This is a genomic window from Pseudoalteromonas aurantia 208, assembly GCF_014858725.1.
GTDB lineage: Bacteria > Pseudomonadota > Gammaproteobacteria > Enterobacterales > Alteromonadaceae > Pseudoalteromonas > Pseudoalteromonas aurantia.
Map to the genome: position 1 here is coordinate 345,038 of NZ_AQGV01000013.1, position 13,941 is coordinate 358,978.

Annotated in this window: 10 protein-coding genes; 3 read left to right on the top strand and 7 right to left on the bottom strand. The window is 40.0% G+C overall.

All coding sequences use genetic code 11. The features are described 5' to 3' along the window. Positions 1-2 precede the first annotated feature (2 nt). Positions 3-272 (top strand): AVAST type 1 anti-phage system protein Avs1c, encoded by a 270-nt coding sequence (avs1c, locus tag PAUR_RS16695; RefSeq protein WP_192508877.1) that lies wholly within the window; start codon positions 3-5, stop codon positions 270-272. 39 nt (positions 273-311) lie between these two features. After that, positions 312-1,469 carry an ATP-binding protein gene (locus PAUR_RS16700; protein WP_192508878.1) on the top strand — a complete coding sequence of 386 codons (1,158 nt, stop codon included), beginning with the start codon at positions 312-314 and terminating at the stop codon, positions 1,467-1,469. Positions 1,470-1,501: 32 nt separating this feature from the next. Here the strand turns inward: PAUR_RS16700 and PAUR_RS23915 are convergent, their stop codons facing one another. The 3 genes from PAUR_RS23915 to PAUR_RS16715 all read right to left on the bottom strand — a co-directional run bounded on the left by PAUR_RS23915 (position 1,502) and on the right by PAUR_RS16715 (position 4,787). Next, the gene (locus PAUR_RS23915; protein ID WP_318782625.1) at positions 1,502-2,068 is read right to left on the bottom strand and encodes a DUF2971 domain-containing protein; all 567 of its coding nucleotides are present in this window, start codon (positions 2,066-2,068) and stop codon (positions 1,502-1,504) included. Positions 2,069-2,085: 17 nt separating this feature from the next. After that, on the bottom strand, positions 2,086-3,168 hold the full coding sequence (locus PAUR_RS16710) for a hypothetical protein (RefSeq protein ID WP_192508879.1): 1,083 nt from the start codon (positions 3,166-3,168) through the stop codon (positions 2,086-2,088). 431 nt (positions 3,169-3,599) lie between these two features. Further along, positions 3,600-4,787: a BaiN/RdsA family NAD(P)/FAD-dependent oxidoreductase gene (locus PAUR_RS16715; protein WP_192508975.1), complete on the bottom strand. Its 1,188-nt coding sequence runs from the start codon at positions 4,785-4,787 to the stop codon at positions 3,600-3,602. A gap of 356 nt (positions 4,788-5,143) precedes the next feature. Between PAUR_RS16715 and PAUR_RS16720 the strand changes: the two genes are divergently transcribed. Beyond that, entirely contained in the window at positions 5,144-7,264 is a 2,121-nt protein-coding gene (locus PAUR_RS16720; RefSeq protein ID WP_192508880.1) for a S8 family peptidase, read from the top strand. A 121-nt stretch (positions 7,265-7,385) separates the two neighbouring features. On the opposite strand, the gene PAUR_RS16725 is transcribed toward PAUR_RS16720, so the two are convergent. The 4 genes from PAUR_RS16725 to prlC form a co-directional block, all read right to left on the bottom strand. Next, entirely contained in the window at positions 7,386-9,311 is a 1,926-nt protein-coding gene (locus PAUR_RS16725; RefSeq protein WP_192508881.1) for a methyl-accepting chemotaxis protein, read from the bottom strand. A 138-nt stretch (positions 9,312-9,449) separates the two neighbouring features. Then, positions 9,450-10,214, bottom strand: a complete 765-nt coding sequence (locus tag PAUR_RS16730; protein WP_192508882.1) for a class I SAM-dependent methyltransferase — start codon at positions 10,212-10,214, stop codon at positions 9,450-9,452. Between the two features lie 120 nt (positions 10,215-10,334). Continuing rightward, the gene (locus PAUR_RS16735) at positions 10,335-11,495 is read right to left on the bottom strand and encodes a response regulator (protein WP_192508883.1); all 1,161 of its coding nucleotides are present in this window, start codon (positions 11,493-11,495) and stop codon (positions 10,335-10,337) included. A gap of 131 nt (positions 11,496-11,626) precedes the next feature. Then, the gene (gene prlC, locus PAUR_RS16740; protein ID WP_192508884.1) at positions 11,627-13,675 is read right to left on the bottom strand and encodes an oligopeptidase A; all 2,049 of its coding nucleotides are present in this window, start codon (positions 13,673-13,675) and stop codon (positions 11,627-11,629) included. Between the last annotated feature and the right edge of the window lie 266 nt (positions 13,676-13,941).

Consider the following 13,941-nt stretch of genomic DNA (forward strand, 5'->3'; position numbering starts at 1 on the left):
ATATGAGTAAAATGACAGACATGAAGACACCTAGAAATAGATTGGAATTTGAGCGTAATTTCAATTTACTTAAAGAGCAAGGATATCAAGGAAAAATGCACTTTATGCAGGGTACATCACATGTAATAGATAGTTTAAACAAAGTAAAAATGCTTCCAAACGGGAGAATTGATCTTTTAACAATTAACGAAAGTGCTCGACTTCAAGCCAATATGATGAATAATTTCCCTAACATGATTGATGCTTCTTCCTCTGAAGAAGAAACAGAATAAACAATTGTAATTTTATAGCTCTAGATATATGGATTGAAAATGAAAGAACTCATTGAACAATTGTTGTTAGAAAACAGAGAAGGACTATGGTGGGATTTTAAACAGCAACATCATTCTAATCTGGTAGATCTTCTTCATGACATTTTATGCATGGCTAACGTGCTTTGTGATAGTGATCGTTACTTAATTTTCGGTGTAAATGATAATTGTGAGGTTATTGGCTTAGAAGGGAGTGCTTATCGCCCTTCACAAGCAGATATAGTTAGTTACCTTCAGACAAAAAGTTTTGCCAAAAATAATATACCAACAGTAGAGCTTAAGACCATTAAAGTTAAAGCCTTAGAGTTAGATATTCTTGTCATAAAAAATGAAAAATTCAAGCCATATTTTTTAACGCGTGATGAAAAGAAAAAAGGGAGTTGTGTTCGGTCTGGGACTGTTTATTCTAGAGTTGAAGATACCAATACGCCAAAGGATAGTAGTGCCAACCCGTATGAAATTGAAGCTATGTGGCGTCAACAATTTGGATTAGATAAAAAAGCTTCTGAACGGTTTGTAGATTTATTGCTAGATTTTGAAAACTGGAAATATGACGGAATAAACGGAGCTTTTTACGACATAGATCCAGATTATACTATTGAGATTGGAGATGGTGAATCATCAGGTGGAAAATTTTGGTGGCAAGAAATTTTATTTGAAAAGCCTAGTAAGTACTTTTATCACCTAAAATACAAAAAAGTAGAGTTGCACAAAATACCAGCAATACGTTTTAACAGTGAGAGTTTATGTATTCCTTTTCCAAGTATTGAATTTTTAACATACCCAGAAAAAGATGATGGTTGTATTACCAATTGCTATTGTGATTTATTTTATTATACAAAAGGTACTGTACAATATAGTCTATTCAAACATATAAGAGCATTGGAAATTGAAACACCTAACGAAAGGTCTTTCTCTACTCCTATTGAAAGTCAAATAAAGCCACCAATTATTCACTTACCATTCTTAATTTTGGATTCAGAGCAATCATTAAAGCACGTATGTAAACAACTAAAAAATGATTTTGATTCATTTATTAAAGAGAATGATGAAATGATTTCTGACGCAAAGACCAAAAATAAAACAATTAATCGTCACACATCTGAAAGACTTTTTTCAGAATGGGCTTATTGGGTTAATTATGGTGAGCGCGTTTAACAAATAAATATAAGTATCTAAATTCCAGGTGTTTACAGTTCTAATTCTTCTTTAAATATGACATTAGGGCAAAATGCTAAAATTAGTTTTTTATAAAAGTCTTTATCTTTAGCTCTACGGCCAAATATGACCTCTTTTATTTCTAATTCTACAAATTTTGAATATTGAACAAATACCCTGTGCTCCTCTTCATAATCCCATATTTCAAGCTTATGTGATAGAACCCTTTTGGCTGCTTCCGCAGGCTCATTTTCGAGCTTATTTGTTAAAGCGCTTAATCCGTCATACACTACCTTTTCTATTTCATATTTATTTGGGCAGACTTCAACTCCAATACAAATCCCAGTATGACCTCCAGCATAATGCGCCCACATTAAGTCATTATTAGCGATTTCTGAAAGAGAACAAATTCCATAACTTGACTTCTCCCCCTTCAGTGCTGACTTAAATTCTGGATTTAAACTGCCGGACCGATGAAAATAATGTCCTTCCATAGGATCGTTCATTTCTGTGTAATGAGCTGCATAAAGCCTCTGATTCATAAATATGTCTATTAAAAATCTCAAATTTTCCAAATTTCTATATTTGTATAAAATCACTCTAAATCCTTATAAATTTATGATGTAGCTTTACTATCAACACCTAATAACTCTTCGTATTTTTTAATCAGTCTTGATCTATATTCATGTGACCATTCTTCAGAATCATACATTCTTTCGTGGCTATGATTCTGGTTCATTGTCATCTCAGAAATAAATTGAATGTCCTCTTTGTCTATGTGATCTTCAAAGTGAGTGAGTTCTTCCGAATTTTGCACATCAATTGAACCACGTAAAATCTCGTTGAATACCTTGTCATTGCTGGCATATATACCTTCTTGTTGAGGTTCTCTTTCTGTCCACATTCTGAAATACCTATTTAGCGTATAAAGATCCCAAGTCATATTAAACAAGCTTTTCAATTTTCTTTCAGGTGAATCGTTTAGTTTAACCTTCATCATCCTTCTAAGCGGCTTATCACCAAAATATATAATCGCGAACACGATTACTACCAATGAAAGTCTAAACTCTTTTATCATCCATTCTATTAGTTTCTTCAGCTTGGATTTTTTATTAAGAGAATCTATTAAGGAAGTATTTGTGATGTAAAGAATCATTAAATACATCGAGTCCCATTCAATCAATCTACGATACTTAGTTAACACTTTCTGGACTTTCTCATGCTCAACATAGTGCCCCTCAGATGGGGTGAATTTTTCAATGAATCCCAGTGAATACTGAGCTAGAAGCTCATTATTAGTATTATTTATCCTTTGGAACAACTCTAGGTCGGTAGTTAATTCATCAAGGAGAACCTGGTCATTATTATAATTTAGCTTTTCATATACAGCATATGTTGGATCTAGCTCAATCTCTGCTATTTGGCAGAATGCAACTAGAGCTATAGCATCTTTAAACTCTTCTTTAGGTGAATTCTTTTTAATTGCATTTATAATAAACTGATAAATATTTACATCTAGGTAAACAGTGTAAGTTACATTGTTGACGAGCTTGTTTTGCCGATAGTTAGCGAAATTATATACATCAGTATTATCTACTTTTGGAAAGTTATGTACGAGCCAGTTTCTCTTTACTAGCCTTTCTACAAGTTCCTCCAGATACTTTGGGTAAGCAAATACCATATCCATATTTTCTTGCATTAAGTTGTCCTTGATTTAAAACAAAATTTTACAGGATTAATAAGAGAGTAACTTGTAAGAGTGGAAGAGTCTATTGAAGAGAGGGAGTTCTCTTGTATTAAAGTGTGAGGCTATTTATCTTATATGGATCACTACTTATAAGAGGGGACATTTTGAATTAATACAGATGCGATTTTAAAAATAAGCAAGGCCAATCTTAATATATCAACCGAAAGTAAAGCTTTTTAGCTCTATAGTGGCATGATCACACAATAAAGAAAAAGTACCACAGGTTATATTTATAACAGACTGATTGGTCGCATAGCCAGAATGATACTTTCACCTATCAAAATAGGGTTTTGTTTAACTTTATACTGCTATTTGTCTCTACATGATTCAAGGTTGTCTTCATTTAATTCGACTTGTCTTCATTTATAATCGAATAAAACACACTAACACACTTGCCCAGCGGCAAAACCACAGCTCCATGCGTATTGGAAATTATAGCCACCTAACCAACCCGTTACATCAGTCACTTCGCCAATAAAGTATAAGCCTTCGGCTTTTTTAGCTTCGAAGGTTTTTGACGAGAGCTCGTCGGTATCAACGCCGCCTAAGGTTACTTCAGCGGTACGATAGCCTTCGGTGCCATTGGGCTTGATTGTCCAGTTATGAATATAATTGGCCACTGCCTCAATTTCAGTATGGCTTAATTGATTAAGCGCTTTGTCTGGAATCGCTTGTTCGGTAATTAAAATTTCAATAAAACGTTTTGGTAATAGGGTGCTTAAGCTGTTTTTAAGCGACTTACTGCCCTGTTCTGCGCGCCATTGGTGTATGGTGTCTGACAAGTTAAGATCTGGCAATAAGTTAATCGTGACCGCTTGCCCTGCTCGCCAAAATGATGAGATCTGTAAAATCGCGGGGCCTGATAAGCCTCGATGGGTAAACAAGATATTCTCTTTAAATACTGTACCATCTTCACTGCTCACATCACACGCAATACTCACGCCTGACAGTCCTTCAAAGCGCGTTTTATCATGATCATGCAACGTAAATGGCACCAGTGCCGCCATCGTTGGTAACACGCTGAGCCCAAACTGTTCCGCAATTTTATATCCTATGGGTGTTGCACCAAGTTTCGGCATGGTTAATCCACCCGCAGCAACCACCAATGACGCACAGTTAAATTGCTGCTCTGAGGTTGTCACCACATAGCCACCTTCTGGCTGTGCCTCTACACTTAATACTTCACTACGTAAAAAATGTTCAACACCCGCCCATTCGCATTCCGTCATCAGAATATCAACAATATCTTGTGCACTGTTGTCGCAAAACAACTGGCCCAAAGTTTTATGGTGATAGGCCAAACCATGACGGTCAACCAATTCAATAAAGTCATGCTGTGTATATCGGCTTAAACACGATTTCACGAAGTGAGGGTTGCCACATAAATATTGACTTGGCGACGCCCCTTCATTGGTAAAATTGCAACGCCCCCCGCCACTTATCAATATTTTACGCCCTGGTTTTTTACCCATATCAACCACGGCGACTTTTCTACCACGGTAACCTGCCTGCGCGGCGCACATTAGTCCAGCAGCCCCAGCACCTATCACAACAACATCAAATTGCAGCACACTTTTACTCGTCAAAATAAATTTATGCACGCATTGTAACAAAACTGAACTCTGAGCAAAAATACTTGCTTAAACTCCAGTCAAAAAAGCATATTCTCACTAAAATGTGAATTTTATTCACTTTGTTTACATTCGTTTACAGACCTGTATCAGCAAATTTACGGAATAATTAATTTCAATAAAATGTAATAAAAACATAATACTAGAGTGTTTTTTGAGCGTTTTAGATGGCCGCTTATAACAAAAACAATAGTGCACATAACAAAACAACACTTTAAAAAAAATAACTTTAATTTTACCTTCATTAACCTTCTTGCAAATAAGAAGCATAAACAAAAACAAGTTAGGGGAAATTTATGACAACAAGAAATCTAAAATTAGGTGCACTTTCAATCGCTATGACAGCGGCTTTTACTGCTCAAACAGCTTTAGCAACAGAGATAAATAACAATATTAACTTTGCGCAAACAGCAGTAAAAATGCAAGATCAAGCGACTCTAGGCACACAGTTCATCATTAAGTATAAAGAAAACAACAGCCAAATGATGACAATGTCTGTGGAAGATATGTCTGACGCGAATGTTCAACAACGCGCAGAAAGCTTTGTACAGTCGTTCAAAAGTACAAAATCAGCAGTAGCAACTCAATATGTAAGACCCATGGCATTGGCGAATCACCATGTTATGCGTGTTAACAAAAAGCTTACAGCCATTGAAGCAAACGCGTTAATGCAAGAAATTGCAGCATCAGGCAATGTGGAATACATTGAAATTGACCAAATGCTAAAACCATTCGCAACGCCTAACGATCCTCGTTACTCAGATCAGTGGCACTATTTTGAAGCAAACGGTGGCTTAAACCTACCTACAGCATGGGATAGTGCAACCGGTGCGGGTGTAACCGTGGCTGTACTTGATACAGGTTACCGCCCGCATGCAGATTTAAATGCAAACATTTTACCTGGTTACGACATGATCTCTAACTTGCTCGTCGCAAATGATGGCGGTCTTCGTGACAACGATGCAAGCGATCCAGGCGATGCGGTTAAACGTGGTGAATGTGGTACTGACGCACAAGGTCAACCATCACCAAAAGCAGACAGTAACTCTAGCTGGCATGGTACACACGTAGCGGGTACTGTTGCTGCAGTGACCAACAACGGCGAAGGTGTTGCTGGGGTTGCCTATGATGCACGAGTTGTACCTGTTCGTGTACTTGGTAAATGTGGTGGCTTAACATCTGATATTGCAGATGGCATCATTTGGGCATCAGGCGGCTCAGTTACGGGTGTACCAGCGAATGCCAATGCGGCAGATGTTATCAACATGAGTTTAGGTGGCGGTGGCGCATGTAGCGCAACAACACAAAACGCCATCAACCAAGCACGTAATAACGGCACTGTGGTTGTTATTGCCGCAGGTAACGACAACGACAATGCAAATAACTATAACCCAGGTAACTGTAATGGGGTTGTAAACGTTGCATCTGTTGGTCGTAACGGTGGTCGAGCTTATTACTCAAACTTTGGTACATCAATTGATGTAGCAGCTCCAGGTGGCGCGCAAAGTTTTGCTAACGATTCTGAAGGTGTTTTATCAACACATAACTCAGGCAGCACAGGTCCGGTATCAGACAGCTACCATTACTCTCAAGGTACTTCAATGGCTGCACCGCATGTTGCAGGTGTTGCGGCACTCATCAAACAAGCTAAACCAAACGCCACTCCTGATGAAATTGAAACAATTTTAAGAAATACAACGCGTAGCTTCCCAGCAACATGTAACAACTGTGGTACTGGTATTGTAGATGCCGCAGCAGCCGTTGCTGAAGCAGCTGGTAATGGTAATAACGATAATGTGCTAACCGATGGCGTTGCTAAAACAGGCCTAAGTGCAGCAAAAAATAATGAAACTTTTTATACCCTTGAAGTACCAGCTGGCGCAACGAAGGTAAGCTTCACCACATCTGGTGGTTCAGGTGATGTTGATTTATATGTAAAAGCGGGTAGTAACCCAACAAAAACTGACAATGCATGTAAATCTGAACAGTCGTCTACTAGTGAAGTATGTGAAATCACTAACCCTGCAGCAGGTACCTATCACGTATTGCTAAGTGCATACTCTGCATACTCAGGTGTGAGCTTAAAAGGCGATGTAACATCAGGCGGAACTACACAGCCAGGCGGTGGTACTGAAACGAACCTAGGTGCAGCGAAAAACCAGTGGTTACATTATACACTTGACGTACCAGCAGGTATGAGCAGCTTTAAAGTAACAACATCTGGTGGTACTGGCGACGCTGATTTATATGTTAAAGCAGGCGCTCGCCCTACAGGTAGCAGCTACGATTGTCGTTCATGGAACAATGGTAACAGCGAAACCTGTACTTTCAGTTCTCCAGCAGCTGGCACTTATCACATCAGCATCAATGCTTACGCACGTTTCTCTGGCGTAACACTGAATGCTGAGTATAAGTAACCTAAACTAGAAACTCATCGTTTTCTAACACATTAAGTAATAATTCCCATTCCCTGGGGCAGGCCGACGCAGTAATGCTTCGGCCTTTTTATTTGGCCACGCTTGCGGATATGGGAATAGATTATGCCAGCCCTAAACTCGCTCTAATGCGCTGCATCTGTTCTTGTAACTGAGCTTGAATGTCACTCACCTGCTGCCCTGACCCATTCACTTGTTTTTTCATTTGTAACATAGCCACACTGAAGTTTTCTAACAAACCATTTTGCTGTTGTGCTAGTTCCATTGCGTGATCAGCCACTTGATTGGCACTTTGCGCACTCACTGCAACCCCTTCAGAATTACGCTTCAATTCCTGAGCATGAGAGGTTTGCAATTGTGCGTCTTCTGCCAATGCCGAGATTTGCGTCGACACCTTTTCAGAGTTGTCTCCCAAATCACTGAGCTGTTTATTAATATCCGACAGTGAGTCTTGCGTTTGCTGCGCTAACTTTCTCACTTCATCAGCTACCACAGCAAAACCACGGCCATGCTCCCCAGCCCGGGCTGACTCTATCGCGGCATTGAGTGCTAACAAGTTAGTTTGCTCAGCAATGGTGCGGATCATTTCAATCACTTTGCCCACATCCGATACGCCGTTAAGTAACTCATTTAAACTAGCAAGTCCTTGCTCAACACGGTGCTGAGTATCAGAGCTGGCACTTAACATCGCTTCAGCAAATTGCACACTTTGTGTCATGGCTTTATGTGTGTCACTGGCGTTATCAGATACCTGCGTGTTAATTTCATCCGCTTCAATCCCTAACGTTTTTATGGTCTCAAGCATGGCTTCGGTTTGCTCAACCTGATCATAGGTGGTGTCTGATTGCGTGCTGATCTGTGCGAGATTATTGCTCATTTGCTGCATAAAATCGTTGATGACCTCCAGCATGTGCGAGCGTGCTTGTGCTTCATCGCGCTGCCTATCAATCAATTGATTGAAATACGTGGCGATTTCACCGAGTTCAGTATTGTTATTGTTACTATGAATGTTCTTTAGTTCGTTACTTTCAATTAGATCGGCAAACGCATCTCGCAAGTGACGCAATGGTGCCAGTACGTGTTTAAACTGCATCACATACACACCTACAGCCAATAACACCAATAAGCCAATGGCAATACCAAATATCAACAGTACTTGCCCTTTGAGCTGCGCTTGCTCATCTTTTAATTGCTGCTCTGCACTGAGCATAATATCAGCGACCCGTTTAATATCATCACGCAATGCTTCAATGCCTTGTTGGCGTTGCTTAACGTGGCTCAATGTACTTTGTAAATCGCGGTCATAGCGTTTTGGCCAACTGACTAACTCCGCTTTTATTTCTTCGGCTAAATCTTCGGCCTCTGCGCCAAAAAACAACTCATCCTCATCCACTTCCGACATCACACCTAAATTATCAAGTCCTTCTAACCTGCGTGCAGTGGCATTCAAACTGGCTATGGTTTTTTGTAAACTCGCTTCTGTGCTTTTATCAAACCGCGCTGCTAACTGATACGTATAAATCCCTAAATTACTCACCTGCGCATAGTAATCTGACGCCAATTGATAGTATTGCGTACTGAGACCATTGGCATCGGCTTTTAATGTATAACTAATTAAGGAAGAAGCCGAACCCGACATTTGCCTTAGCGCATTATCTAACAATGCCATTTCATTACCCGACAACTTACCTAACGCTCGATACTTGCCATTTATATCAGTGTCTAATAGGTTTAACTGCTGTGTCATCAGCTCACTTAAGCTATTGGGTAACGCTGTCAAACTGCCTGACTTTATCGTGGTAATAATTTCAGAAGAGCGGCCTAAATATTGGCTATCACCCGCTTTTAGGTAATCTTCAATGCTGCCTTCTAAGTCAATTAAGATGGTATTTTTCAATTGGGTATATGCGGTATTTTGGGCATCTAAGGTGCTCAGAATATGCGATGCCCAAAACAGTACGCCCGCTAAAAATACACTCGCTAAAGCCAATAGTATTGCTAATAATCGAGTAAATGAAGATACACGCATGGTCACACCCTAATAATGAAAAGCGCGGGTAGACTATTAACCTTTTATGACAGTTTAATGTAACTTGCTTGTTTTATGAGCTTGCGTGAATAAAAGCATACTTTTGGCGTACCTTTTTTCGATTTTTTTTGGTACAAGCTATTTCATAGCCGACTTTACATAAACATCAAAACGGTTTTTCTTGGTGGTGATCTGCATGCTTGGCTTTTTATCGTTCAAAAAAGGTGCATAGTCCGGACGCTTCACAACCACGCGCTTACTTGCCAGCTCATAGGCAAAACCTAGCAATCCATCGGCATCATGATCGTCTCCAACCAATGTTTGAAACACTCGCATTTCTTTTTTAACTAACGCAGATTTTTCTCTATGGGGAAACATCGGGTCTAAATAAACCACATCAGGTTGGCATGCTGTTGAGGCTAACAAGTCATGACTCGAACCAAAAGCCATAGCCATATTACTTTGCATCCAAGTGCCAATATCATTATCTTGATAAGCTCGCTGTAAACCATCGTATAGTAAAGCAGCAACCACAGGGTGACGCTCATGTAACGTTACTTGGCAGCCCAAGGAAGCCAACACGAAAGCATCTCGACCTAACCCTGCAGTGGCGTCTAATACATGTGGGGTAGCGCCTTTGTTTAACCCAACCGCTTTAGCAATCGCTTGACCTTTTCCGCCACCGAACTTTCTTCGATGCGCACTGGCACCCGTTACAAAGTCAACATATATTGCACCCAACTTGGGCTCATCATTTTTAAAAAGCTGTAAACCGAGCTGATCATAAATCAGTTTAAATTCTTTGCCCTGCTGATGACTTTCCATCCATGCTGGCAATGCAAACTGTTGTTCGATTTGTTGTAAATACGGACGATTCTCTGGAAAAGGGGTGTGAATAACCAACTGCAAGCTCCTAAGTTCATAGCATACACAGTATATCTAATCGGTAATCTACACGACATAGAAAACTCACTTTAAATTGTAGCGCAATACCTAAAAACTCCTTTCATTACCTAATATTGACTAAAACAGTTCAATGTCAGTTTGCGCAGCAACCTCTTCCTCGCCCCAAGGTTTGGCTATTTTATTTAAACTTTCAATAAGCTGATGCCGCACTTCTGTAATTTCAGACAATTTAAACTTAATAATAGATAACTCATCATCAACAAATGAAAAGTGCTGGTGTAGCTTTTCTAATTCGCTCACTTGTTCAATCGTTAAGGCTTGCGCGTCTAACGCTTGAGCTTGCTTTACTAGCTCACCAAGCTCCGCCACTTTATTTGAGTGATGTCCACCGATTCCACCTAGCTGATCAGATAACTCTTCAAAGACCCTACCGATTTGATCCACTTTACTCAATGCATCTTCACTGACTTCCATATCTTTAATTTTGGCGTTTGTCGCCTCTAGAATATGCGGGAGTAAATCTTTATAGCGACCATACATAGCATTATCATCAACAGGCATATTTTTGATTAGCAACGACACCTTTGGGTAATTGATAATAGTACGACGGCCAAAATCAACAAACCGACTGCCATCACGGTGCTTACTTAATAACTCTTGCTCAATGGGCTGTAATGCCCCATTACCTGACAAAAAGACTTCACTATTGTGATACCAAAACGCCACCGCGACATCTAACTGAAGCGGCACAAAGAATTCAAAAAAGTATTCTGATAAAGTCGTCAAATCATGGGCATGATACGACTGCCCTACATAGCGCATAATTCGGCCCATATCGCCAGAATCGGTCATGGCTATCTCGGCGGTCATTTCTGCCCGGCGTATATCCTGAGTTAACTTACGCGACTGCTGACGATACGCATCAAGCACTTTAATGCGTGCAATTAATTCATCCCGATTGAATGGTTTAACAATATAATCAGAGGCGCCAGAGTTATAACCGCGCATACGCTCAGCCACATCGGCCTTTGATGACAAGAACATCACCGGAATATCAGCCAGTTTTTTAGACTTTTTGATTTTTTCACAGACTTCAAAGCCCGACATACCCGGCATTTCTACATCTAGTAAAATGATATCAGGATGGTATTTCAATGCCAGCCGTAAACCTTCATCACCATTTTTAGCATGTATTAACTTACAAAAGTGCGATATCGCCTCTTCTATAATATGGTGTACTAACTTGTCATCATCTATGGCCAACACCAATTTGGTCATTGTGCTTTCCCTATCAAATCATATCTTTAAAAAGCATAGACCGAGTTGGTAAATTTGCGAGCTAGTTTCAGATAAAATAAAAGCACCCGTAGGTGCTTTTATTTTATAACGCATGTTAAATTGGCGCTCGGTTATGCGCCAATAACCTCTATTCCACAATGACGTAGCAATGCATCTACTTGCGGTGCTCTACCACGAAAACGGGTAAACAATGTCATCGGTGACTCCGAACCACCTTTCTCTAATATATTTTCCATAAAGGCCTGACCGGTTTGTTTGTTAAATATGCCGTCTTCTTCAAATTTAGAAAATGCATCCGCTGAGAGCACTTCTGCCCACTTGTAAGAGTAGTAACCCGCACTGTAACCACCGGCGAAAATATGACTAAAGCCATGCTGGAAACGATTAAATTCAGGCGCTTTAACCACAGCTACCTTAGCCCTAACGGTATTGAGCACTTGCTGAATTTGGCATGATTCATCACGTTGGTAATCAGCATGAATATGAAAATCAAATAAACTAAACTCAATTTGACGCAACATTTGCATCGCAGACTGATAATTTTTAGCCGCCAATAACTTATCTAGGAGTACTTTAGGCAAAGCATCGTTGGTTTCATAATGCCCCGAAATAAAGCTCAGCGCTTCTTCATCGTAGCACCAGTTCTCTAAGAATTGGCTGGGCAACTCCACTGCATCCCATGCAACGCCATTAATGCCTGCCACAGGCGCAGCATCAACTTTGGTCAACATATGATGAATACCATGACCAAACTCATGAAATAAAGTGGTGACTTCATTGTGTGTAAACAACGCAGGCTTATCGCCCACCGCTTTGTTAAAATTACACACTAAATATGCAACAGGCGTTTGCAGTTCGCCATTGGCCCGCACTTTTCGACCCATGCAATCATCCATCCATGCACCACCACGCTTGTGCTCACGAGCATACAAATCCAAATAAAAATGACCACGCAACTGGCCTGATTTGTCATGTATCGCAAAAAAGCGCACATCTGAGTGGTACGTATCAAAGTCAGTAATTTCAGTGACTTTAATACCAAATAAGCGATTTACCGTTTCAAATAACCCTCCTAAAACCCTGTTAGCAGGAAAATATGGGCGTAATTGCTCATCAGAAATTGCATATTTCTCTTGCTTCAGTTTTTCGCCATAGTAACCATAATCCCACGCTTGCAATTCACTGACACCATGAGATTGTTTAGCAAACGCAAGCAATTCGGTTAATTCACCTTTGGCCTGAGATTGTGATTTTCCGGCTAAGTCATTTAAAAATTCAAATACTTGCTCTGGCGTGTCTGCCATTTTTGTCGCTAATGATTTATCTGCATAACTGTCAAAACCAAGTAACTGTGCTATTTCATGACGTAATGCTAAGGTTTCAGCCATAATCTCAGAGTTATCAAATTCATTGGCATTTGGCCCTTGATCTGATGCGCGCGTTGAAAATGCGCGATAGGCTTCTTCGCGTAACTCACGGTTATCGGCATAGGTCATAACCGGTAAATAGGAAGGAAAATCTAAGGTAAATACCCAGCCTTCTAATTCTTTACTCTGCGCTGTGTGCGCAGCCAGTGCCAAAGCTGACTCAGGTAATCCTGATAATAGGGCTTCGTCTGTAATGTGTTTCTGCCATGCTTGCGTAGCATCCATCACGTTATTACCAAACTTAGCCCCAAGCTCTGATAAACGCGCGCTAATTTCACCATAACGTGCTTGCTGCGCTTCATTCAAGGCGATGCCCGATAGTGCAAAGTCGCGCAACTGATTATCTATCGTCGTTTGTTGTGCAATGGTTAAAGTGGCAAAATCAGCAGAATCTTTCACTGCTTTGTACGCATTATAGAGCCCTTGATGTTGACCACAATACGTTGAATACTCAGATATCAATGGTAAACACTCGTCATACGCTTGGCGCAATGCATCTGAGTTAACCACTGAATGCATGTGAGAAACCGGTGACCACATACGTGATAATTTATCATCCGCTTCTTCCATTGGAATTACCAAGTTATCCCAATTGAAGTCTGAATTTTTCAATACATCATCTATCGTTTGACGACAGTGAGCAATCGCTTCTTTTAGGGCTGGTACTACATGTTCTGGCTGGATCTGCGAAAATGGAGGTAGGCCTTCTAGCCCAATTAATGGATTGCTCATGTCATCTCTCTATTATTTTTTCATATAGATGTTGAAATTGGGGCAAACATCGCTATTTCAAGAAGTAATAATGAATTGTAGCGCGCGCCCACAGCCCCTCTACACATATCAATCACAGCAAGGTGCAATTCAATCATTGCGTTTAAATCACTGCCATTACATAGAAATGTCAGATATTTGTGCAATTTGGTATTACACTGTTATTTTTTCATCAGCTTGATGGTCTTACTACTTTAAGCGTAGAACATATTATTTAATTTTAAGGG

Excerpts from the sequence above, each read along its gene's own strand:
- avs1c (WP_192508877.1), top strand. The coding sequence starts at position 3 with ATGAGTAAAATGACAGACATGAAGACACCTAGAAATAGATTGGAATTT.
- PAUR_RS16700 (WP_192508878.1), top strand. The coding sequence starts at position 312 with ATGAAAGAACTCATTGAACAATTGTTGTTAGAAAACAGAGAAGGACTA.
- PAUR_RS16710 (WP_192508879.1), bottom strand. The coding sequence starts at position 3,168 with ATGCAAGAAAATATGGATATGGTATTTGCTTACCCAAAGTATCTGGAG.
- PAUR_RS16720 (WP_192508880.1), top strand. The coding sequence starts at position 5,144 with ATGACAACAAGAAATCTAAAATTAGGTGCACTTTCAATCGCTATGACA.
- PAUR_RS16725 (WP_192508881.1), bottom strand. The coding sequence starts at position 9,311 with ATGCGTGTATCTTCATTTACTCGATTATTAGCAATACTATTGGCTTTA.
- PAUR_RS16735 (WP_192508883.1), bottom strand. The coding sequence starts at position 11,495 with ATGACCAAATTGGTGTTGGCCATAGATGATGACAAGTTAGTACACCAT.
- prlC (WP_192508884.1), bottom strand. The coding sequence starts at position 13,675 with ATGAGCAATCCATTAATTGGGCTAGAAGGCCTACCTCCATTTTCGCAG.